We start from the raw sequence: 21,834 nt of genomic DNA on the forward strand, positions 1-21,834 counted from the left end.
GACGACCTGCTCCGGAGTGTGACGCTTCCTGCTGTTCGTCATGATCTGACCAGTCTCCCTGCCCGGACCCCCGGGCAACAGGACGACTCACACAACCACCGGACCTACCGAACGGGGTCAGCCCATTCCCCCTCTGGTCCCCCCCCGGCGCTCTCGCTGGTGGTCGACTGTGGACGAACGGACCGCCCTGCACCTGCTTCCTGTGGATAAGGGGACCAAAAGGGGACCAGAACGCTTCCGGGAGCACTCCCGCGGGGGTGGGAGCGCATCACACGCCCCTGGTCGCGGGGCTGCTGCGCCGGGTGTGCTTGCGTTGTCCGGCGGCGGAGAGGAAGGCGTTGGCCTGCTCAGCGGCGGAGGCGAGGTGGCGGTCGTCGGGGTGCAGGTAGCCGCGGGTGGTCTCCATCGAGGCGTGCCCGAGGATGTCTTGGAGGACGTGCAGCGGGATGCCGGCGTCGGCCATCCAGGTCGCCCCGGTGTGGCGCAGGCCGTGCCGGGTGAGGTCAGGCAGCCCGAGCTTCGCCACGACGCCGTCCCAGTTCGTGGCGTCGCGGACGGTCGCAGTGGTGAGGTAGCCGCCCTTCGGACCGACCAGCAACGAGTCCGCGGGCTCCTTGCCGTCGGTGAGGCGTTCGAGCACGGGCCGGAGCGGTTCGAGGATCGGCACGCGTCGCTCTTTGCGGCTCTTGGTCGGCTTCGTGACCAGGCCGCCCTTGCCGGGGAACACCTGTCGGCGGATCATCACGAGGTTCTTGTCGAAGTCGACATCCCCGACCTGCAACCCAGACACCTCTGAGGACCGGGCCGCGAGCAGCGCGGCGAGCATCACGAAGTCGCTGTAGGACTGATGCACCTTCCCACATGCGCGCGCGAGGCGGTTGAGGGTCTTCATGTCGGGGATCGCGTGCGCCCGCGGGGAGGCGTGTTCGGCGGACTGGCCGCGGAAGGCGTTGCGGTTCAGGCTCCGCTTGGCGCGGTTCTTCGCGGGGTTGATCTGGATCAGCCCGTCCCGCACGGCTTCATCGAGCATTCGGACGAGCGGGGCGATAGTGTTCTTGATGGTCGAGGCACCGTGGCGCTGTTCCCACTCATCGATGGTGCGCTCGATGATGCCGGCGGTGATCTGGTGACCGGCAGATGCCCGAGCGCGGGCAGCACCCGCAGCTTCAGCCCGTAGCCGTAGGTCTCGCCGGTGGAGGTCGGGTCCAGGCCCCGCGCCCACCGGTCGCCGATGGAGGTGACGAACTCCAGCAGCGTCATGGACACGTCCATGCCCTTGGTCGAGGAGCCGCGGACCCAGAGCGGACGATGACAACCTTGATGCAGTCATACGCCACCGGACCGATCGGACGATGCTCGGTCCGGGTCAAGGCCGTGATGGGTGAGCGCAGGCCTTGTTCGTCTGCCTCGAATCCCAACATGTTCTTGACCCGGACAGTCGCGTCTCAGCGTTCGTCCAGTGAGCGTTTCATCTCGCTTTCGCGCATCCGCCCCGCCAGCAGAGCGATCAGCGCAAGGGCGGGTGGCGCGATGCCGGCAATGACGAAGATCACGGGGATGGGCACGAGCAGTGAGAGCGGGCCTGCGATGGCGATCGAGACCGGCATGAACGCGATCGAGACGAAGAAGTCGAGGCTCGCGACTCGGCCGATCATGTCGAGCGGCACCAGACGTTGCAGCAGGGTTCCCCAGATGACGACACCGGCTCCGGTCGCCGCGCCGACGATGAACAGTGCTGAGAGCATCAGAATCAGGTTGTCGGCGACGCCGATGACCGCAAGGGGGAGGGTTCCGCCGCCCCAGCAAGCGATCATGAATGTGAGGTAGCGGCGCGGGAGTTTCAGCGATGACACAACGAGTGAGCCGATCGCCCCGCCGATGCCGAATGCGGCAAGGAGGAAACCGAACGTCGATTCGGCGTCCTCGAACCTGTCGCGGGTGATGAACGGCAGCAGCACTTCGATCGGTCCCTGGATGATGAGGGCGAGAGAGGAGCCGAAGATCAGAGTCCAGAGCAACCAGCGAGTGCGAGCCACATAGTTGACGCCTGCTCGAAGGTCGCCCCACACACTCGTGCGCTGCTCCGGAGAAGTGACCGTGGTCAGTTCGTCGCGCCGACTGAGGAACAGAGTGAGGATGAACGCGATCGCGTACGACGCTGCGACGATCATGGCCCCGATGGCGGGAAAGAACGTGCCGACGACGATTCCGCCGAGGGCGGGCCCGAGGCCTTGCCCCATCGAGGGTCGGAGAGCGCCTTCGAGCCCGTTCGCGGCGAGGAGCTGCTCAGACGGAAGCACCTGGGGCAGATACGCGCTGTAGGCGGGGTAGAAGAACGCGCTTCCTGCGCCCATCGCGAAGGAGGCGGCGCCGACGTGCCACAGTTCGATCGTCTCGGTGAGGGACAGGACTGCCACCACGGTCATCACAGCCGCGGTGCATCCCTGCACGGTGATGATGATGCGTCGTTTGGAGAACCGATCGGCGACAACGCCACCCAGGATCGAGAAGGCGAACAGGCCCAAGCTCATCCCTGTTGCGACCGCTGAGAGCGCGAGCGGGCTGTCATCGAGCGCGAGGACTTGGAAGACCATCACGATGGTCCACATCCCGGTGCCGAAGACCTCGATGCCGACTGCGGCGAACAGGAGCCGATAATCCCGCGAAGCCAGTGGCCGCAGGGCACGTATCCGGTTGAGGTTCTTCTCGCTCATACCAGCGCCTCGCCTTCGACCATCGAAGTCAGTTCGAGGCTCGGCCATTCGTCAACGTCACGGAGCAGCTGCCGGTCGTGCGTTGACAGGACGACCGCCGCTGCGGTCGCTCCGAGCGCGTCGGTGAGTTCGTCAACGAGCGCGATTGAAAGGTGGTTGGTGGGTTCGTCCAGGAGCAGCACATGCGGGCGCATCGCGAGCACGAGTGCCAGATCGAGCCGGCGCTGTTGCCCCATCGAGAGCTCGCCCACTCGTTTGCCCGCCTCGCGCGGGCGCAGGAGACCAAGCTGGGAGAGGCCGATCGCATCCGATTCCTGCAAGGTGCCTTCGGACACGAGCGCGCCGACGTGCGTGGCGTACACCTCGCTCGCTCTCCGATCGGGCGGCAGGGTCGTCTCCTGATGGAGAAAGCCGAGGCGCGTGCTCCGAGGCATCCGAACCGCTCCGGTGTCCGGCGATAGCTCACCACCGACCACGCTCAGCAGTGTGGACTTCCCAGCACCGTTCGGGCCGGTCACAACGAGACGGCCGCGGTGGGAGAGTGAGAACGACACTGGCTGGCTCAGCCGCCCGGCGACGCTGACGTGATCGACGCTGAGGAGAACCGCGCCGGTTCTTGTGGGGAGTTCGGGGAACCGGAAGAGCTGAGGCGGTTCCGGCACGGTGACGGCGTGGGCTTCGAGTGCTTCCTGGCGTCGGTGCACGTTCTGCACAAGCCCGCCGGCCCGGGTGGCGCGCCCATGCTTGTTGGTGCCCTTCTCTGGTCTCCACCCCGAGACGAGTCGGTTCTGCGCGGCGCTGAGACTGTCCTGTAGCCGAGCATGCTCGGCCTGCTGGCGGTCATAGTCCTGTTCCCAGCGTTCCCGCTCGGCCAGACGTCCCTCCCGGTAGCCGGCATAGCCGTTCCCGTACACGCGCGGCCGATCGTCCGGCGTCGGGTCCAGGTCGACGATGGTCTCCGCGATGTCGGACAGCAGCGCGCGATCGTGGCTGACGACGACAACACCCCCGCTCCGCGCTCGGAGCTGCGCGGTCAGGAACTCGAGCCCGCTTCGGTCGAGGTGGTTGGTGGGCTCATCAAGCAGGAGGAAGTCGTGATCGGCGCCCAGGAGGCACGCCAGCCGTACCCGATAACGCTGTCCCACCGAGAGGTCTGCGAGAAGCCTGGTCGAGTCCGTCTCCGCGTCGAGTGCTTCGAGCGCGATCTGCACGCGCCGTTCGGCATCCCACGCATCGAGCGCTTCGGCATGTTCCAACGCGGCCGTGTACTGCTCCTCCGCCCGGTCCGTGTTGTCCGCGAGAGCGAGAGCGGCCGCGTCGAGCGCCGCCAACGCGGCCAGTGGTTCGGCGATCGCCTCTGCGACCGCTTGCCCAACAGTTCGACTGTCAGCGGCGGTCATCTCTTGCTCGGCCACAGCGATCGTGCCAATGCGCTGGACTGTTCCGCTGTCCGGGACCAGGACGCCAGCGAGTACCTGCAGGAGGGTCGATTTCCCTCGCCCGTTCTCTCCCACGATCGCGACACGCGATGAGGAAGTGAGGGTGAGGTCGACATGATGGAGGACGGGTGTGGCTCCGCGCATCAAAGACACGTCGGAAGTGATGAGTTGCGCGCGATGGCGCGCCGGATGACGGTTCGTCGGGGTAAGCATTGAAGTCCTTCGAGACGACGCACCACCAGCCACGGACAGGCAGATAGGTACGCAAATGACGGCGACCCAGAAGGGTCAGAACGAGCGGCCGCCGCAGTCTCGGATTTCTCAACGAGCGCGGTAGGCCTGCTCAACCGTCACAGGAAGTACAAATGCATGGACTCGATTCTACCGCATGACACCGCCGGCTGGCGATTCTGCCTCGCTGCCGACCTCCTCCGCGACACCGGCGCGACGGTCGCCGATCAAGTCGACTCCTCCAACGCGTTCGTCCTCAGTACCGCCTTCGCTCGACAGTTCGGTCACCGGGCTCCGAACACCGACGCCTCCACAAGCGGTATCGATTTTGAGAACGTCAGCGAGAGCGACCTGCGAAGCATCAACTTGCTCGGTGCGATGCTCTATCACGGGGTCAACACCGAGGCAGGCGTGGTGATGCGGATGAGTTCAGGTCCGAGAACGGCAGCTAACTCGCTCGGGGCGGAGTTCGCACAGGGTCACGAACCAGGCTCCCTTCGTCCGTCAGAGGCGCGTGATTTCCTATCGCAACTGTCTGACGCTGATTGGGGTCGGCACGTTCCGCGCGGGTCAGACCTCGCCGGTTCTGACCTGAGGGACCTGTGGCAAGTGCTCTCAGGCAGCACCGGCGATCCCGGCGCTCGGTCTGCGGTTCGCACCGCGGAGCAACCTCGTCCAGGATCTTCGTGATTGATGAGGGGGACCAGAAGGGGACCAGAATCATGCAAACCATGCATCTCGTGAAGTGCTCTGCATGATCTGACGCCCGGAATCACGCGGAATTCGGTCCGGCCGAAGTCCTCTGGACGCCTGGGGGTCAAGGGGGCGCAGGTTCAAATCCTGTCAGCCCGACAGAGAAGCCCTGATGAGAAGCAATTTTCGTCAGGGCTTTGTCGTTTCTGGAGAAACTAACGAGTCTGAGCCGTACGGCGATAGACCAGCCCTACGCTACACTCGTGCTCAGGTTCAAGAGTTGTAGCTGTCGGTACCTGGCTGGCTACACGGCAACCCCCTCCATCGATCGGGGTGCCCCAGGGGAAGAACTGGCCCGGCGTATTCGCGTGGCGGGCAAGTCGATGGATGCCCGCTGTGGCGGGGTCCGGGATGGAGATTCCCATGTCCCTTATCGTTATTGGTCGCGAAGGCGCCGACGAGCTTCACCCGACTGACGGATGGGGCGACGTGCCTGTCGCCGATCGACCGTTGTGGTCGCGCTACATGGTCGACCACCTGCCCTGGTTTCCGGGCGTGACGGTCATGAACTACGTGGCGCCGGGGGTGATGAACGGCAACACGCGTGCTCCGCAGATTTGGAAGGAGACGGCCCGGGGCCTGCACGCCGCCGGGTTCACGCCCGCGGACTACTACCTGCTGTCTGAGCTCATCATGAGCAGCCTCGAGACGATTGACATGAACCGCCACGCGCCGCTGTTTGAGCTGTGGCCGACGAGCAACGAGCGTCGCCCCCGCATCTTCCGGCTGAACCCGACCCGTTGGGTGCCGTGGTTCGAGAAAGTGCGCGCGGGGGAGTCGCCGCGACGCGCACTCGAATGGGTGCTCGCTGACGGCAAGCCCGCTCCGATGGGCGGGCTCTACCCGACGAACGGCGGCCCGGCAACCATCATCGAGTAGTCCCCCACAACACCGGGGCGTCGCACGGACCGTGCGCGCCCCGGCGTTGGGCTACGGAACCATCAACGATGAGCGTCGGACGCTAGCCGACGGCAACACCGAAGAGGAGGCCGATGAGGTAGGTCGCGATCATCGTCGCGGATCCCATGACGATGTTGCGGAGGATGGCGCGACCGCGTGGGGCACCACCCAGCGCCGCACTGATCCACCCGGTCAGAAAAAGCCCGAACACAACCGAGACAGCCGCGACCCAGACACGATGTTCTCCCAACGGCAGCAAGATCATGACGAGTGGAATGAGCGCGCCGACCGCGAAAGAGATGAACGACGAAATCGCGGCGGCCCAGGGGCTGGTGAGTTCTTCGTGATCGATGCGGAGTTCGACCTCAGCATGCGCCGCGAGTGCGTCCTTCGCGGTGAGCTCAACAGCGACGTGATGCGCAAGTTCGTCGGAGAGGCCGCGGTCGCGGTAGAGACCGGCGAGCTCCTCGAGCTCTTCCTCCGGCATAGTTTCGAGCTCCCACTTTTCCTTCGCGAGGAGCGCCTTCTCAGTGTCACGCTGCGTGCTTACCGACACATACTCCCCGCCCGCCATTGAGAAGGCGCCAGCGACGACAGCGGCGATACCGGCGGTAGCGATCGCGAGAACGTTGTTTGGGGTGGCCGCGGCGACACCGATCACGACACCTGCGGTCGAGACGATCCCGTCATTCGCGCCGAGTACGCCAGCACGCAACCAGTTCAGTCGCTGACCGACGTTTCCGCTGTGAAATTCACCAAGGTGGGGAGGGGTGGGCTGTTCGGAGGTCATCTGTTTGGTCCTTTCGAGAACCAGTCCGATTGATGGAATGTTGAGACTATCTAGGCGAATACGGGTGTTCTGAACCGTCCCAGGTTTTGTGCCGCTTCTATGCGGGGAGCGGTTCTCGGGAGTGTGCCGCGTAGTAGGTAGCCTCGTATTCGTTGGGGCTGACCATTCCGAGGCTACCGTGGAGCCTGCGGTGATTGTACCAGTCGACCCAGCCGGCGGTGGCGTATTCGACGTCGGCGATGGTCTTGTAAGGGCCGTTGTGGAAGACGGTGGTGCGCACGCATTCAGCTTTGTAGAGCCCGTTAATCGTCTCCATCAGGGCGTTGTCGTAGGCATCGCCAACGGACCCGATCGATGGGGCGATCTGCTCGAGCGCGAGGTGCTCGGTCAGCACCACGGACGTGTATTGAGAGCCCGCATCGGAGTGATGTCTCAGCTGCCGGGGACCGATCGGGTGCCCTTGCCGGTCGCGTTCCCACAGTGCCATCCTGAGCGGGATCATGACGAGGTCGGTGTGTTTAGTGGTCTGCGCGTGCCAAGCCACGATCCGTTGGGAGAACACGTCGAGGATGAACGCGACATACACCCAGCCCGCCCACGTTCTCACGTACGTGAAGTCGGTCACCCAGGTGTGATCCGGCGACGGTGCGGTGAAGTCCCGATTCAACAGATCCCCGGCACGGATCCCGTCCTTGGCAGGGATCGTCGTGCGGGTTCCTTTCGCCCGTGTGATGCCGGCCAGCCCGAGTGAGCGCATGGCGCGGTCCACGGCCCCACGCGACGCGTCAGCGATCGCGGGGCGGCGGATCAGCGCGGTCATCTTCCGCCGCCCATACAAGCCCTCTGGAGTCATCCGGCGACGCGCCGTCCCGTCAGCGAGCTCCTCAACTCGCCAAGCCGCGTCACGGACAGCATCGAGCACGAGCGCGTCAGTCACCGTCCGAACGCTAATGCGGCCTTGACGCCAGGCGCGGTAGGTGCGTGCGGCGACCTTCACACCCTGCTCACGCAGGACGCGAACGATCGACTCGACCGCATGCCCCTCGGCCCTCATCTGATCGATGAAACCCATCATGAACGGTTGCGGGGGTCGAGTTCCCCCGCGAAGAAAGTCGTCGCCGCTTTCAAAATCGCAACGTCCTCCCGCAGTCGACGGTTCTCGGCCTTCAATCGTCGGATCTCGGCATGCTCTTCGCTGGTCTGACCGTCGCGGTTGCCGGCGTCGATCTCGGCTTGCACAACCCAGCGCCGCAGCGACTCCACCCCGACCCCTTCCTGACGCGCGACAGCAGCGATCGCCCTAGCACTCGACGAGTACTCGCCCCGATGCTCAAGCACAAGCCGCACAGCCCGCTCACGAACCTGGGGATCAATCTTCTTCGGCATAACGCCATCCTTTCAACTCAAAAGGAAACGGCATCAAACCTGGGACGGTTCAGTTCTACCGGCACAGCGGTGACGCGACTTTCGTGCGCTTCAAAGGTTACCCACACCACAAAACCAATACGCTCACGCAACATCCAATCCTTTGAGATGGAAACATGACCCGATCCAAATTCGCTTCGTCCATGTCAGGTCCCCGCCTCGTCGTGCTCATCGCGACGGTCGCGTTCTTACTCGCTCTCACGCTGATGCCGCGCCAAATCGTCGCACCCGTGCGTAACGCAGTGATGCACCTGGCCTATGCATTTGCAGAGCCCGCCGTCTCAGGGATGTCGTTCATTCAGGTAGAAAGCACCCTCAACGCGCTCGTGTTCATTCCGCTCGGTGTAGCCCTTGCCATCATCTTTGGTCGGAAGCTCTGGCTTTTCGCGCCGGTGTTCGCGTTCGCCATTTCATTCACAATCGAGTACCTGCAGGTGAGAGTCCCGGGCCGCGTGCCCGACGTTAATGACATCGTTTGGAACACTATGGGCGGGCTCATCGGGGCCTGCATCGTGGCACTGATCCGCATGATGCGAACCTCACCTCAGGAGTAGCGAGTCCCTCCTCGATAACCGTCGCGTTAGCGAGGTTCCGCAGCGTTAGCCACAGCTGCAGCCGCAGCCACAGCATCAGTTCTACGCGTGCCGCGGTGAACGGTCTGTTCTCGGGCGTCGCAATGCGGGGCCCGGCTGAAGTGAACGCGACGGTGTGGATCGATTCGTAGACCGCACGGGAGACGGCGGCGCTCAGTTCGTGAAGCCGGTGACTTGGTCGAAGAGCGAGCGGGTCGCGCTAAAGCGTTCGTCGTCAGAGGTCTGATTCATCACAACTGCGAATACCCGCACCGTGGAGCCGTCGGTCGTGACGATGTCTTTCGCGGAGAGCAGGTTGTAGCCGTCGAGGGTGCCGGTTTTTAGGCCGACAACGCCCGGGTCAGCGAGCAGATCATTGGTGTTCTCAACGAAGCCCACGCCGGGCAGTTCGATGGAACGCTTCGCAACGATCTCGGCGATGATCGGGTTCGCTAAAGCGAGACGACCAACCTGAATGAGCGCGGCGGGAGTAGCAGTGTTGCCGTAGTCGATTCCGGTCGGCTCGACCATGGTGATGTCACTAATGCTGTGCCGCTGGAGGAACGACTGCGCTGCGCTGACGAACTCGTCGTTCGAACCCCAGATGTCGTAGACGAGGTAGTCGACGTAGTTGCAGGCCGAACCGATGAGGATGCCCTCGAGCATTTGGTACTGCGTAAGCGTGCCGCGGACCGGCACCGGCAACGCCGAAAGGCCGCTAGCCATGGCTTCGTAATAGGCGTTCTCGTCCTCCCACGTGAATTCGAATGATGGCCCCTGGTCGCCCGGGCTTAACGGGCGGGCCTCGAGAATCACGAGCACTGTAATGAGCTTCGAAATGCTCGCCATCGGCAACGGCTGATCCGAGTTCGCAGAAATGGTTCCGTCTCCCACAGCAATCGCCGCTTCACCATTCTTGGGCCACGTGAGCGCAACAGATTCGTGAAGCCCAGTGATGGAACCCTCGGTGATTTCGACCGTGGCGCCGCGTGGTGCCATCGCCCAAGCAACGAATGCGCTTCCGGCGCCCCCAAGCATCAGGATGACAGCGAGCACCGCGATGAGGCGCGCGGGCTTGAGCTTGGCTTTGGGCTGGGAAGTCTTCATAGTGATCGAGAGTACGTACCTAGGCATATCGTTAGCGTTTGCTTTTTGGCATATGTGAACGCAACGTTTGTGGCGAGGCGGAACCATGGGCTGGGCGGGTACTCCGCGGCGCGATCGGGAGGTGGTTCGCGAGCACTCCGTCGAGTGGGTAGGATAGACGAGTTGCCTTCGCGGCAGCGATAACCAAACAACGGGCTGTGGCGCAGCTTGGTAGCGCACTTGACTGGGGGTCAAGGGGTCGCAGGTTCAAATCCTGTCAGCCCGACAGAAAAACCCTGATGAGAAAAAATTCTCATCAGGGTTTTGTCGTTTTTTGACGGGTTTATTTGCCGTGGGTATCAAACGACGGTTTGAATGCCTGCCTGCCGCAGTGCCTGCATTTGTGACGCGCGAAAGGTTCGCGATACGCCTTTCGAAAAGAACACCTGGTCAAAGCCGTGGAAAGCTCCGGAAACGATGTCCACTTCACAGGCGACACCTGCGTCTCGAAGCCGTCTCGCATACTCGATGTTTTCCTCCAGGAAGAGGTCGAGCGTGCCAACTCCGATCCAAGCAGGCGGGAGCCCTGTGAGGTCTTCCCGCCGGGCGGGAACTGCGTACGGTGAGATTTCGGCCGAACCAGCGGTCGTTGCGAGATACGTGCTCCACCCCAGCCTGTTGCTCGCCGGGCTCCACATGTGAAACATCCTGAACGATTCTCTGGGGGCTGACACCGTCCGGTCGTCGAGCATCGGGTACACCAGGAGTTGGAACGTGAGTGGAACCACCCCATGATCGTGGTTGAAGAGAACGAGCCCGGCAGCGATTCCACCTCCGGCGCTTGCACCCCCTACGGCGAATCGATCGGGGTCAAGGCCCAGCTCCGGGGCACCCTCGTAAAGGAAGCGCAGCGCCGCGTAGCAGTCGGTCACGCTTGCCGGTGCTGACGCAAGGGCACCGATTCGATACCTGACGGCTGCCACCACTATTCCGAGCTCGCGCGCAAAGATCATGTTGGCGCGGTCGTCTTGTTCGGGAGCTCCGGTGAGGTGCCCGCCGCCATGGATCCAAAGCAGTACGGGGAGCTTTGTATCTTTGAGCTGTTTCGGGCGAAACAACCGAATCGAAACGTGCGGATTGACCACTATTTCTTCGATTGAAACGAACCCATCTTCTCGTTGGCCCCGAGGGGGAAACATTCGTGCGATTCTTGCGATGAGGGGTGTAAAGCTAAACCGTGGAATAAAGCACGCTGCGGCAAGGTCGGGATGAAATGGTGTCCTCATCGAGATTCCTTGCTGTCCTGGTGCCGAGCCCACGTTTTTCGATTGGCATGCATCAGTGGTTCGCGACCACAACAGTCGGGTTCTGTCCGTGCAGACGGCGGAAATGCTCGATAAGTTCGGCCTCGGTGACGGTGCCACCGTCGAGAACGCGCAGCAAATACGGTCGAAGCCAGGTCGCCTCGGCTTTGACGAAGCGGCTCGCCCAATCGTCTCCGAGCGCATCCGACACGGTGAAGACTCCTCCGACGGCGCTGTGTCCGTCGCCTTCCCCAATCTGAACCATCACGGGCGTCGGTTCAACGCTCACGTCAACGAAATAGGGATAGACGTATGGGGGGCTGGCGTCACGGAAGAGGCGGTTCGAGGCAAGTCGTAGCCACCGTCGTCCGGGCTCTTGGCCGGGCGGTGTATCAGCTGACGTGATCATGAACGGTTCCAACGCTTAGTTTCGCCGGCTACCGTGCAACGCGTCGGTCAGGATCGCTTGAACGCGGGTGACAAACGCCTCAGCAAGTTCTTCATCAGATGCCAGCCAATCAAGGCCAAGGTCTTGAGAGGTGGTGTTTGTGTATGTGTTGCCCGCACGGTCGTAGACAAACACGGCCGGCATCGAGGGACGAAGCGAGAATTTTAGCTCGATCGACCAATCTGCCGTCGGGAAATGGTACGCATTCCACGTTTCATCGTTGGCCCCGCCATGCGCTTCCCAGTCCGGCTGTAGCCCCAGACTCTCAAACCGATCGGCGATCAGCGGTTCTAGGCGCTGTCGTCGATCACGAATCATTCGACGCATTTCTTTGCGGGCGGATTCGAACGCCGCGATTGCGTGCTCATGTTTGCGATTTATCTCGCGCCACTCGTCGAGACGCTCTTGTTCATTGTGAAGGTTCGCCATCGTGTTATCCGTTGTTCGGGCCTCGAGAAACTGGTCGAGCAGGTCGAGACTTCGCCGCTGATTCTGATTACTGCCGGCACGGTCGAGCAACGTGAATGCATTTGATTCGGTGATTGCGTCTGACAGGTCCGTGTAAGTAATTGGTCGTGACAGGTACTTCTCTTGGGCGCGGTTCTGGTGTGCTCGGACCTCTGGGGCTAAGACACCGACGATGACCGTGCCGAAGCCCTCCTTGCGGGCGTGCGCCGCGTATTTCTTCAGCGGGTTGTGCAGAACATGGCCGATCTTGTTCTCGAGAACGATCGCGATGTCGAGGTCGCGGTTTACCGCATAGACATCAATAAAATCGACTTGCGTTTCGACTTCCCATGCTTCGGAACCTGATGCCGTTTCAGCCTGAAGTCTTGCCTCCAACGCGCCGTCTGGCCCAATCGACGAAGCACCATCGAGGGTCTTGAGTAATGCGTCTATGACGAGGGTGCCCAAACCGTGCCTCTCGTTGGGGTCGAGAAAGAACTGCAGTGTCATGTCGACGCGGGTCTCGCGCCAGCCCTCACGCAAAATGTCATACACATTCACGGGACGAGGCGGGGCAGAGGTCGAGGTGAGACGCTCCGAGAGAAATGTCAGGTCTAGCGACATAGTGCCGAGCCTAGCGGCCAGCTGCCAAACGCTGCGGATCATCCAAAACCGTGTGCGGCGCATCACCGCCGTTCGCCCAGTGTCAAAGTTCGCGCGCGACGCGAATCCACTCGACGGCGCGGCTTGGGATTGAAGCCTCTTCGCGCGCGGCGCTGTCGGCGGCGACCACAGCCGCCCACTCGTCGATCGTGGTTCCGGCTTCGGTCAGTCTCGTGATGAGCCGGCGAACGGCTCGTTGAGACGGGACGCCCGGGACGGAGACGGGAACCATGTGGTTGCCGACAATCGCTGAGATAGCTTGCGAGAAGGGTAGGGGCCAACCGAGGCGCTCACCCAGCTCGAGTACGAGTTTCGCGCCAGCCTCGGCATGGCCGGGGGAGACGATCTTGCCGCCGACCGCTTTCGTCGTGGCCGGTTTGCCAACGTCGTGGAGGAATGCGGCGAGAACCACGACATCGCGTCGGTCTGCGTTGCCGTTCTGCGCGTCCCACACGCGTGCGGCCTCATCAATCGCGAGGAGCGCGTGCGTGAGAACATCGCCCTCGGGATGCCAGCGGGGCTCTTGCGGAATCGTTGCCAGCATGGTGAACTCAGGGATTCGCTCGATCAAACCCGAGGCGCGGAGCGCGGTCGCTGGCGTTTTTGACGTCAGCGCGATGTCTCGCAGTTGCGCACCCATCGCAGCAAATGGTTCCACTCGCCCCTCCTCACGTTTGCATTTCACCCTCTCACGAACCGTGCGTGCGCCGCCTAGAGTGGGCGCCATGTCGTTCATGCGGAACGCCTCAGTGATCCTCGCCTCGTGTTTACTTCTCGCCGGGTGTTCGTCGACGCCCGCCCAGCCGTCGGCTGATTGCGCGAAAATTGCCGCGCAGGCCTCGCATGAAGCGATGTCGGAACTGGCGGAGGCGGGGCTCGTCGCTGACCCGGTGGCGCTTCGCGCGGCTGTGCCAGACGCGATCGTTCAAGACAGCCACGACCCCATCGTTCTGTTGCCGAGCTACGAGGCGTTGCAGATGGATAGAGACGTGAGTGATGCCGAACGTGCCGAACTGATGTCGGCGCTGACGTCTGAAATGGTGGGCGTTGGGACGTCGTTCGACAGCGACGCGTTCCTCGCGCGCCTCAATGCGTATGGCCCGTGCGCTGGGGCGGTTATCCCCAAGTAGCGCGCTTCTCTTCGTTCTCCACAGATTGTCGCAGCGCCCCCCACTGCCGTGGCCACCTCGTTAGGTTTGCCGCATTTCCTGAACGAGGGGAAGTGCATGAAGCGCTATTTTGCGATTGCGGTATTGGGAACCACGGCTCTGCGGAGCGGGTGTGTCGGGGGAGCGCCGCAGGCGGAGAGCGAGTCTGCGCCGCCGGCCGCAGAACCTGTTCCGATCGCTTGGCAGACAGACGAACTTGACTTGATGTCATCCCCGGTCGGCGCCGGTGACGTGGTCTTGTCGATCGTTTCGACACAGCGCAACACGCTTCATCTCATCGCGTTCGATTTGGAGACCGGCGAGGAACGCTGGCGCCAACGTGTTCTTGTTGGCACCACTGCGCCGGGAGTAGACATCTCGGTTTCAACCCTCGAGAAAGACGGCAAGACGCTTGTCGCAGCGCTCATTCCGTTGCGGCCCGATCCGTGGAATGGCTGGGGAACAGCAGCGGTGCTTGATGCTGCGACGGGTGAGAATCTCACTCCCGACATGCACGACCAAGCATTTGCGGGTTCACGCCCCTCGGCATGCGGCGAAGCATTCTGCATAGTCGGGTGGCCAGGAGAGGGCGGTGAAACTGCCGTGGAATTCGCGTTTTCACCTGGCTCAACATCGTTCGTGGTGGCACCTCCGCAACCAGGGAGCGGATATCTCGAGGGAGGGCGATTCCTCGGCGGGTACATTTCTGCGTCCTGGCCGAATGGCGTTGAAACGTTGTCGTACGGCGCCGACGGTGCGATTGTTTGGCAGCGACCGTACGAGGAGGTCTTCGGGCCCGGGACAAGTTCGAACGCGGGCTGGGCGTGGGACGATGCGCAGGACTGGGCCGTCGCGATTGGCATCGGCTATCCACACACCCCACGAGACATATCGCAGCCTGCCGACATAGTGCGCGACATGACTGATGCCCGTGCGGTCGGTGTACAGACCTCGACCGGGGCAACCGAGTGGACGCTCGAAGGGCTGCAATGGTGTGCCGGCGTTGGTAGGACGCGCACCGACGAGTCGGAGATCGCAGTGCTCTGCCGCTGGAACTCGGGAACGCGATTTTCGCACTGGGATGGACAATCGACCAGCAACGTTAAGTACGAAAACGTCGACATCGACATGGTCGGTGTGAACTCGACGACGGGTGAAATCTTGTGGGAACTCCCGTTGGGATCCGACCCCTCAAACTACGACGAACGCTTGGATACCGGTGTGCCGCGTGTGCAGGGGGATTCGATTGTCGCGAAAGTGGACGGCGAACTCAGCGCCGTTGATCGCGAAACGGGAAAAGTCACGCCAGTCGACTCACAGACGCCGATCCTGTGTCACGGGCCTGAAGGCGAAAAGAAGTCTGTCTCGAGCGCCTGGAACAATGGCGAGCCCTTCCTCTACTCGCAGTCTGATCGCCTTCAGCTGTGCGATCTTGACGGGAAGCATAAGACTGACGCCCTGCCAACGACTGAGACCTTTGAACTTGCTGGTATCGATACAACGGAGCCGATCGTCCTGAACATGAACGGCAAGATCACGCTGTTCAAGCAAGAAGGCTAAACATCTGAGTTGTCAGGACTACTCGGGTATTTCGCGGGCGAAGTCAACCCCCTAGGCCAGATTTTTTGCGGCACGTATCGTCGGGGTTACCGGTTCAACAAGAGCCGGACAGACGTTGGAAGGAGATTCTCATGGGTATTGGCGACGACATCGCAAACAACGCGAAGGAAGCCGTTGGTAAGGCCAAGGAAGGCCTTGGCGACATGACGAACAACGAAGACCTTAAGGCTCAGGGACACATGGACCAGGCAGCTGCGAAGGTAGAAAAGGCCAAGGACGCAGTAGCGGACAAGGTCGACGACGTAAAGCGGTCAATGGACGACCGTTCGTAGTTCATCTCCAAATGAAAGGGCTGAGAACCGCAGGTTCTCAGCCCTTTCATTTTCCCGCTGTTCGTCAATGAAAGCCCCGTTGCGGGCGGCTGGAGCGAACCGCAACGGGGCGTCTCAATCACAGCTTCTGTGGAGTTCGATTTTCGGCACTCACCATCCACGAGAACTGCTCAAGCTTCTCGATAATCGCGTGCAAAACGTCTGCGCTCGTCGGATCTTCCTCATCGACCTCGTCGTGAACATCGCGTATGGTCGCGACGGTCTTATCTAGCCGCTCTGTAACGAGGTCGATTGTTTCAGACGTATCGACTTCGCCCGCAGGGAAATGCGGCAGCGTCGTGTTCTTCGAAACAGTCTCCGTGCGGCCGTCCGGTACAGCGTGCAACGCCCGCATGCGTTCGGCCACAGTGTCACTAAACTCACGCGCGGCGTCGATGATCTCATCAAGCTGGCGGTGGGTATCGCGAAAGTTTCGTCCGACAACATTCCAGTGAGCCTGCTTGCCTTGCAACTGCAAGTCGATCAGATCGACCAGCACCGCCTGAAGGTTCTGCGTCAACGTTTTCGATGCGGTGAAGCCTGACTCTGCATTCTCGCGCGTTGTGGTCCCCACCGACCGTGAGGTCGACGCCGGCGACGATTTCGCTGACTTGTTCGAGACGTTCTTCGCAGCCATATCAGGACCCCCGTCGTTCGTCTGCGGGAAGATCGTCAGGGCCTGCCTCAGCCGCTAGCCGATCGGCATCGGCGCTTTGGATGAGCTCAGCATTAGCATCGGGGTCGAGAACCCGTTCACCATTGGTATCCATGGTGCCAATTTCTGCATCTTCATCGGGCGTTGTGCCGGGCAACGGGGGGATATTGGGGTTCGACATGTCGTGCTCCTTTGCGTCAGAAATTCTTATGCGTCGATGTTGCCGCGCCACTCACCAGTCTCGGTGCCGCGGGCTTCGATGAATTCTTTGAAGTTTTCGAGATCCTTCTTCACTGCGTGTTTGCCCATGCCGATTGCCGCGCCCAGGTGTTCCAACAACCCCTCGGGCTTCCAATCCAACTGCACGGTCACACGAGTCGACGCCTCATTCAATTTGTGGAAAGTGACGACACCGGCATGCTCCGTGTCGCCCCCGGTGCTTGTCCAAGCGACCCGCTCATCCGGACTTTGTTCCGAAATGACCGCGTCGAACTCTCGCTCAGCGCCGCCGACGCGTACCTTCCAGTGCAGATGGGTATCGCCAATCTGCGTGATCGATTCGACCTCATCCATGAATTGGGGGAACGTCTCGAACTGCGTCCACTGGTTGTAAGCCACGCTGACGGGAACGTCGACGTCGATGGTCTCGATAATTTCCACGATTCATTCCTCCTGAGATATGCGAATGGGGGTGGAGACTATTCAGCCGCAGTTGTGTGCAGGATTCGAGGGGGTTGACATCCCGTGTTTGATGATGCTTGGCCAACTCACTAACAGTTGATGGTCTTGCTGGATTTCGACGACAGTGCGCTCACCTCACTGCCAGTATGTGAGCGAGCGGAACCTGCTGCCGCTGGCTGAGGAATCTTCGGTTGCGGTCATTGGTGAGTTCGCTCGCACGCCGCGCTTACAGGGCGGCGGATCGTCGCACATTAACCCGACGAAGCTCGACACAGCGTGGGGCTCGATGCAGGAAGCCACCGGCGACCGCGCGAGCTTTGCCGCTGGCTTCGCGTTTGACGGCTCAAACGCTGAGGCGCTGCGTGAAGAGGCCGTAGCCTTGGCCGGAGCCAGCGACATCGCCGTGGTCTTCCTCGGTCTTACCCAGGCGGAGGAGTCTGAGGGCTTCGACCGCACGCACATCGACCTGCCTGCGGTGCAACTTGAGCTGCTGGACGCCGTGCGTGACGCGAACGAGAACGTCGTAGTTGTGTTGTCGCACGGTGCTGTTGTGGCGCTCCCGTTTACCGACTCCGTGCCTGCAATCGTGGAATCGTGGCTACTGGGCCAGGCTGGCGGATCGGCTGTTGTCGATGTACTGACCGGTGCCGTTAACCCGTCCGCTCGCCTGGCGGAGACGGTTCCGCACCGCCTGCAGGACACCCCGGCGTATGGTGCGTTTCCCGGCTCGCTCTGTCACGTTCGCTACGGCGAGGGTCTGCTCGTGGGCTACCGCTGGTACGACCAACGGGAGATGTCAGTGGCATACCCGTTTGGTCACGGGCTGTCGTACAGCACCTTCGAATACGGCGAGCCGACGGCCGTCCTCGCTGACAACGTCGATGTGGCGATTCGCGTCGCGATCACCAACACGTCCCACCGTCACGGTCGTGAGATCGTTCAGGTGTACGTCTCCCGCGAACAGTCGATCGTCGACCGCGCGCCGCACCCCGTCGTTGGCCCGATCGTGAGACAACAGCTCACCGGTATGCAAGACATGGCGGAGAGCGCGACTGACTCCGGGATCATGGAAGAAGACTCGATGATGATGCTGATGTCGTCGTTCCCGATCGGACGCCTCGCGGAATTCCCGGGCATGGGCGTCACGAAACAACAGGTCGCTGAACTCATCGCGCTAGGCAACGGCTCCTAGCGCACTACCGGCGAGAGCGAGTTCGCCAAGAATGGTGGCGGTGCGACCCGAGGCTGGGTCACACCGCCACCGTTGTCTGAGGCGAAGCTTTTAGGCGATACCGGTGATCGTGCGGTGCGTGGCGATTGCCTGCTGGTCGCTCAGCGACGAAACGTAATCGACGATCGCGCGGCCACGAGACTGTCGGCGCAGAGCCGCGTCACTCGCGTCACCAAGAATTGCATCGGGGTTCTCATCACGGAGCGCGAACGTGTTTTCGGTGACCTCTTCGACCCACTCCTGTAGGCGACGCGGAGCGCGGGGCGCGTCATCGGGGTCGGTGAGCCACGCGTCATAACCGAGGGTGAGATCCGAAACGATGCGTGCCTGGCCGCGTTGCGGCAATGCGAGTTCGGGACGCTCCAGCACGAAGTGTGCGTGAACAAACTTGAGCACGATGACTTCGTGCCACGCACGCTGGTTCAGGCGCACGTGGCCGCTACGCACGTGCGGGTCGCGCTCGACGACGACCGACGTGCGGAGGTGTTCGATCCAGCGGCGGGTGAACCCGGACACCGCGCGTTCGCTGTCGATACCCCCGTCGAATGCCGCCGCGAGCAGCGAGCCGTTGATGCTTTCGCTTACGCGTTGCACGGCTTCGGCGAACGCATCACGGTCAGCGATCCACGAGTCTTTTGTTGAGGCGCGGCGCCACAGCAGTTCGAGCGCTGTGCCCGGCACCCGTCGGGTGGCGGCGAGCTCGGCGGCATCCATCGTGGCAAAAGCCGCGGCCGCCGAAAGCCAGGAACGAAACTCGGCCGCAACCTCGGCCTGCTGAAGCACGCCGGCGCGAGCAAACTCGTCGAGGTCGTGCACGGCGTACGCGATGTCGTCGGCGAGGTCCATGACCGCACACTCCACGGTCTGCTGACCGCGCGCGATCGTCGGGAACGCGCTCAGTGCTTGTTCCATTTGCGCGCCATCCAGGGCGTACGCCGAGAACTTGCCAGCGCCGGCGATGGCGTCAGCGCCGACACCGCGACGTCGATCCGAGACCGCGAGGTCGGCTGTCGACACCCCGATCCATTCGCCGCGCGTCCACGGATACTTAAGCGTCGCCGCTCGCGTGCCCGCCGTGAGGTTGAGACCCGGAAAACTACGGCCCAGGGTGTCGAGCTGCACCAGAATGCGGAACGACTGGGCGTTCCCTTCGAAACCCTCAAGCAAGCCGAGCTTCTCTCGCGCAATACGGTCGAGCACCCGCTCTCCAAGGTGACCGAACGGCGGGTGACCGAGGTCGTGAGCGTGTGCCGCCGCTTGCGCGACGATCGTGTCACACCCGCCCAGATGCTCAATCGTCGCGCCGGTCGCGTCATCGTCGGCACGCTCGCCCCGCACAAACGCACGGTGGCGGGCGGCCGCACCGGCCAAGTTGGCGGCGATAACGCGGGCCACGGCGCTCACCTTGAGTGAGTGCGTGAGGCGGTTATGTGCCATCGGGCCCACGCCGGAGAGCGGAACCACCTGGGTGACATCAGAGAGTCGCCCGAAATAGGGGGAGAAGCGAATGCGTTCGAGGTCGATGCGGTACTGCTCAGCGGCAAGCGAACCGGTCGACGCGCCCTCATCAGGCCCGGTCACGTCTTCGGCGGACAACGCCGAGTGCTGTGATGATTCGGCCTCGGCATACCGACGAGAAGTGCGCGACGGGGTGGGGGAGTCCGCGAGAGTCATGGCTTCATTCAACCAGTCGCGGCGACGCAAACGGGGGAGGCGAAGAGTGGTTCTTCGCCTCCCCCGGGAGGATGGTCGTGTGCGACTTAGGCGGTGGCGTCGAGGCCAGCGCCCGACGGCGATACGAGAATCTTCACGGCCGTCTCGTTTCGGTTGATGAGCGTGTCAAATCCTTCGTCGACGATGTGCTCCATACCGATCTTTCCGGTNTACGAGAATCTTCACGGCCGTCTCGTTTCGGTTGATGAGCGTGTCAAATCCTTCGTCGACGATGTGCTCCATACCGATCTTTCCGGTGATGAAAGGCTTCAGATCGATCTTTCCTGATTCAACCAGTGCAATCGTGTCGGGGTGCGAGTTGACGTAGCCGATGGTTCCGCGCACGTCGATTTCCTTCATGACGAGCTTGTGCATGTCGAACGTGGCGGGCTTGCCCCAGATCGACACCACGACGATAACGCCGGTCGGGCGCACAGCGTCCATCAGCGTGTCGAACACAACCTGCACAGAGGTGGCTTCAAAAGCAACGTCCACGCCGGCGCCATTGGTGAGCTTCTTGACCTCGGCAACCACGTCAACCTCGGCTGGGTTGAGTGCGATATCTGCGACTCCCGCGTCGAGAGCTTTCTGGCGGCGCAGCGGTGAAAGCTCCGAAATGATCACACGAACACCGAGCGCGTGAAGCACCGCTGCCGTCAACTGACCGATGGGACCGGCGCCACCCACGAGCGCGGTCTGACCAGCCTGAACACCCGAACGGATCACGGCATGGTAAGCCACGGAAAGCGGCTCAATGAGAGCTGCCTCGTCCAATGCGACCGACTTATCGACCTTGTGCACCCAGCGGCGTTTAACGACGACGTTCTCGGCAAGGCCGCCACCACGACCACCCAGACCGATGAAGTTCATGTCTTCCGACAGGTGGTAGTCGTTTGAGTCCGGGCCGGTGTTGACATCATCGTGAATGATGTACGGCTCAACCACGACATGATCGCCGATGGCAAGGTCAGTGACGCCCTCGCCAAGCTCGGAGACGACGCCCGAGAACTCGTGGCCCAGGGTGATCGGTGCAGATTCGCCAGAGATCGGGTGCGGGTGACCCGTTGCGGGAACAAAGATCGGCCCCTCGAGGTACTCGTGCAGATCGGTGCCGCAGATACCGGTCCAGGCCACATCGATACGGACGGTTCCCGGTTCGAGTTGCTGTTGCTCGATGTCTTCAATACGGATGTCGTTGCGGCCGTAGTAGCGCGCTGCCTTCATGATGATCAACCTTTCATGCGACGACGCGCCGTACGAAAGCGCACGGTGACGTGCTTTCGCTTCGTTGCGCCGATGACTGGATTAGTCCCGATAACCAAGACCATTCACGAACCGTGCTGCAGTTGCCCTGCCTAAGCCCGGCAACTGCAACGCCGCGCGGTTCGACTGCTTGGATGATTCCAGCCTACGCGCGCTTCACGGACTGATGGCCGTCTTCCGTGCCGGGAATAATCTCGGGCACATCGGACTCCGCGGCTGCCGCAACGGCTCGCCGGGGCAACACGGCTACACCGGCGACGGTGAGCACCGCGGTTGCCCACAGCAACGCCTCGGCGGAGTACCCGTCGATGACGATGCCGGCAACGCCCGCGCCGATGGCCTGTGGGCACAGCAGCCCGACAACGCCGCAGCCTAACAAGCTCAAAGCGCACAGCGCCCGGATGCCTTCCCGCATCTGGGCGCTGTGTCGTGCGGAACCA

23 protein-coding genes, 1 tRNA gene and 1 riboswitch are annotated in these 21,834 nt (G+C 62.2%); of the genes, 7 read left to right on the plus strand and 17 right to left on the minus strand.

The annotated features are described in order from the left end of the window. Nucleotides 1–268: 268 nt before the first annotated feature. The 4 genes from ACQUSY_RS11955 to ACQUSY_RS11970 form a co-directional block, all read right to left on the minus strand. On the minus strand, nucleotides 269–1,222 hold the full coding sequence (locus ACQUSY_RS11955; protein WP_428904696.1) for a tyrosine-type recombinase/integrase: 954 nt from the start codon (nucleotides 1,220–1,222) through the stop codon (nucleotides 269–271). A 223-nt stretch (nucleotides 1,223–1,445) separates the two neighbouring features. Further along, nucleotides 1,446–2,714 (minus strand): MFS transporter, encoded by a 1,269-nt coding sequence (locus ACQUSY_RS11960; protein WP_070636547.1) that lies wholly within the window; start codon nucleotides 2,712–2,714, stop codon nucleotides 1,446–1,448. After that, nucleotides 2,711–4,366 carry an ABC-F family ATP-binding cassette domain-containing protein gene (locus ACQUSY_RS11965; protein ID WP_070636546.1) on the minus strand — a complete coding sequence of 552 codons (1,656 nt, stop codon included), beginning with the start codon at nucleotides 4,364–4,366 and terminating at the stop codon, nucleotides 2,711–2,713. Before ACQUSY_RS11965 ends, ACQUSY_RS11960 begins: the two co-directional genes overlap by 4 nt. A gap of 168 nt (nucleotides 4,367–4,534) precedes the next feature. Continuing rightward, nucleotides 4,535–4,672: a hypothetical protein gene (locus ACQUSY_RS11970; protein ID WP_428904697.1), complete on the minus strand. Its 138-nt coding sequence runs from the start codon at nucleotides 4,670–4,672 to the stop codon at nucleotides 4,535–4,537. Nucleotides 4,673–5,348: 676 nt separating this feature from the next. Beyond that, a riboswitch (SAM riboswitch) is annotated at nucleotides 5,349–5,465 on the plus strand. 35 nt (nucleotides 5,466–5,500) lie between these two features. On the opposite strand from ACQUSY_RS11970, the gene ACQUSY_RS11975 reads away from it, so the two are divergent. Continuing rightward, the gene (locus ACQUSY_RS11975; RefSeq protein WP_428904698.1) at nucleotides 5,501–6,016 is read left to right on the plus strand and encodes a hypothetical protein; all 516 of its coding nucleotides are present in this window, start codon (nucleotides 5,501–5,503) and stop codon (nucleotides 6,014–6,016) included. An 82-nt stretch (nucleotides 6,017–6,098) separates the two neighbouring features. Here the strand turns inward: ACQUSY_RS11975 and ACQUSY_RS11980 are convergent, their stop codons facing one another. Both ACQUSY_RS11980 and ACQUSY_RS11985 read right to left on the minus strand, forming a co-directional pair. Continuing rightward, nucleotides 6,099–6,827 (minus strand): VIT1/CCC1 transporter family protein, encoded by a 729-nt coding sequence (locus ACQUSY_RS11980; protein ID WP_428904699.1) that lies wholly within the window; start codon nucleotides 6,825–6,827, stop codon nucleotides 6,099–6,101. A gap of 97 nt (nucleotides 6,828–6,924) precedes the next feature. Then, a protein-coding gene (locus ACQUSY_RS11985; protein WP_428904700.1) for an IS3 family transposase occupies nucleotides 6,925–8,213 on the minus strand; the annotation gives its coding sequence in 2 pieces (ribosomal slippage) (nucleotides 6,925–7,940 and nucleotides 7,940–8,213; 1,290 coding nt in all). A 182-nt stretch (nucleotides 8,214–8,395) separates the two neighbouring features. Here ACQUSY_RS11985 and ACQUSY_RS11990 point away from each other — a divergent pair. After that, nucleotides 8,396–8,806 (plus strand): VanZ family protein, encoded by a 411-nt coding sequence (locus ACQUSY_RS11990; RefSeq protein ID WP_428904701.1) that lies wholly within the window; start codon nucleotides 8,396–8,398, stop codon nucleotides 8,804–8,806. Between the two features lie 192 nt (nucleotides 8,807–8,998). On the opposite strand, the gene ACQUSY_RS11995 is transcribed toward ACQUSY_RS11990, so the two are convergent. Next, nucleotides 8,999–9,931: a D-alanyl-D-alanine carboxypeptidase family protein gene (locus tag ACQUSY_RS11995; protein WP_428904702.1), complete on the minus strand. Its 933-nt coding sequence runs from the start codon at nucleotides 9,929–9,931 to the stop codon at nucleotides 8,999–9,001. A 191-nt stretch (nucleotides 9,932–10,122) separates the two neighbouring features. On the opposite strand from ACQUSY_RS11995, the gene ACQUSY_RS12000 reads away from it, so the two are divergent. Further along, nucleotides 10,123–10,196: transfer RNA gene (locus tag ACQUSY_RS12000), tRNA-Pro, on the plus strand. Between the two features lie 73 nt (nucleotides 10,197–10,269). On the opposite strand, the gene ACQUSY_RS12005 is transcribed toward ACQUSY_RS12000, so the two are convergent. The 4 genes from ACQUSY_RS12005 to ACQUSY_RS12020 form a co-directional block, all read right to left on the minus strand. Further along, nucleotides 10,270–11,055 carry an alpha/beta hydrolase fold domain-containing protein gene (locus ACQUSY_RS12005; RefSeq protein ID WP_428904703.1) on the minus strand — a complete coding sequence of 262 codons (786 nt, stop codon included), beginning with the start codon at nucleotides 11,053–11,055 and terminating at the stop codon, nucleotides 10,270–10,272. A gap of 193 nt (nucleotides 11,056–11,248) precedes the next feature. After that, complete coding sequence (locus ACQUSY_RS12010) at nucleotides 11,249–11,623, minus strand: hypothetical protein (RefSeq protein WP_428904704.1); 375 nt, start codon at nucleotides 11,621–11,623, stop codon at nucleotides 11,249–11,251. 15 nt (nucleotides 11,624–11,638) lie between these two features. After that, nucleotides 11,639–12,733 (minus strand): PD-(D/E)XK nuclease family protein, encoded by a 1,095-nt coding sequence (locus ACQUSY_RS12015; RefSeq protein ID WP_428904705.1) that lies wholly within the window; start codon nucleotides 12,731–12,733, stop codon nucleotides 11,639–11,641. 82 nt (nucleotides 12,734–12,815) lie between these two features. Beyond that, nucleotides 12,816–13,430 (minus strand): HD domain-containing protein, encoded by a 615-nt coding sequence (locus tag ACQUSY_RS12020; protein ID WP_428904706.1) that lies wholly within the window; start codon nucleotides 13,428–13,430, stop codon nucleotides 12,816–12,818. Between the two features lie 193 nt (nucleotides 13,431–13,623). On the opposite strand from ACQUSY_RS12020, the gene ACQUSY_RS12025 reads away from it, so the two are divergent. From ACQUSY_RS12025 to ACQUSY_RS12035, 3 genes are all read left to right on the plus strand, one after another. Next, nucleotides 13,624–13,902: a hypothetical protein gene (locus tag ACQUSY_RS12025; RefSeq protein ID WP_428904707.1), complete on the plus strand. Its 279-nt coding sequence runs from the start codon at nucleotides 13,624–13,626 to the stop codon at nucleotides 13,900–13,902. 96 nt (nucleotides 13,903–13,998) lie between these two features. Then, nucleotides 13,999–15,480, plus strand: coding sequence for a hypothetical protein (locus ACQUSY_RS12030; RefSeq protein WP_428904708.1), 1,482 nt, complete (start codon nucleotides 13,999–14,001; stop codon nucleotides 15,478–15,480). Between the two features lie 131 nt (nucleotides 15,481–15,611). After that, a complete protein-coding gene (locus ACQUSY_RS12035) occupies nucleotides 15,612–15,812 on the plus strand; it encodes a CsbD family protein (RefSeq protein WP_428904709.1) in 201 nt (66 codons plus the stop codon). Nucleotides 15,813–15,930: 118 nt separating this feature from the next. Here ACQUSY_RS12035 and ACQUSY_RS12040 read toward each other — a convergent pair whose 3' ends face one another. Genes ACQUSY_RS12040 through ACQUSY_RS12050 form a run of 3 tightly spaced genes read right to left on the minus strand, consistent with a single transcriptional unit; the run spans nucleotide 15,931 to nucleotide 17,169 of the window. Beyond that, entirely contained in the window at nucleotides 15,931–16,488 is a 558-nt protein-coding gene (locus tag ACQUSY_RS12040; protein WP_428904710.1) for a Dps family protein, read from the minus strand. Nucleotide 16,489: 1 nt separating this feature from the next. Continuing rightward, a complete protein-coding gene (locus ACQUSY_RS12045) occupies nucleotides 16,490–16,687 on the minus strand; it encodes a hypothetical protein (RefSeq protein ID WP_428904711.1) in 198 nt (65 codons plus the stop codon). Nucleotides 16,688–16,713: 26 nt separating this feature from the next. Beyond that, nucleotides 16,714–17,169, minus strand: coding sequence for an SRPBCC family protein (locus ACQUSY_RS12050; protein WP_428904727.1), 456 nt, complete (start codon nucleotides 17,167–17,169; stop codon nucleotides 16,714–16,716). A 166-nt stretch (nucleotides 17,170–17,335) separates the two neighbouring features. On the opposite strand from ACQUSY_RS12050, the gene ACQUSY_RS12055 reads away from it, so the two are divergent. Then, on the plus strand, nucleotides 17,336–18,379 hold the full coding sequence (locus tag ACQUSY_RS12055) for a glycoside hydrolase family 3 protein (RefSeq protein WP_428904712.1): 1,044 nt from the start codon (nucleotides 17,336–17,338) through the stop codon (nucleotides 18,377–18,379). Nucleotides 18,380–18,469: 90 nt separating this feature from the next. Here ACQUSY_RS12055 and ACQUSY_RS12060 read toward each other — a convergent pair whose 3' ends face one another. From ACQUSY_RS12060 to ACQUSY_RS12070, 3 genes are all read right to left on the minus strand, one after another. Further along, nucleotides 18,470–20,092 carry a deoxyguanosinetriphosphate triphosphohydrolase family protein gene (locus tag ACQUSY_RS12060; RefSeq protein ID WP_428904713.1) on the minus strand — a complete coding sequence of 541 codons (1,623 nt, stop codon included), beginning with the start codon at nucleotides 20,090–20,092 and terminating at the stop codon, nucleotides 18,470–18,472. A 165-nt stretch (nucleotides 20,093–20,257) separates the two neighbouring features. Further along, nucleotides 20,258–21,355: a 2,3-butanediol dehydrogenase gene (locus ACQUSY_RS12065; protein ID WP_428904714.1), complete on the minus strand. Its 1,098-nt coding sequence runs from the start codon at nucleotides 21,353–21,355 to the stop codon at nucleotides 20,258–20,260. 184 nt (nucleotides 21,356–21,539) lie between these two features. Further along, nucleotides 21,540–21,809, minus strand: coding sequence for a hypothetical protein (locus ACQUSY_RS12070; RefSeq protein WP_428904715.1), 270 nt, complete (start codon nucleotides 21,807–21,809; stop codon nucleotides 21,540–21,542). Between the last annotated feature and the right edge of the window lie 25 nt (nucleotides 21,810–21,834).

This window comes from Microbacterium daqui (assembly GCF_050408675.1).
GTDB lineage: Bacteria > Actinomycetota > Actinomycetes > Actinomycetales > Microbacteriaceae > Microbacterium.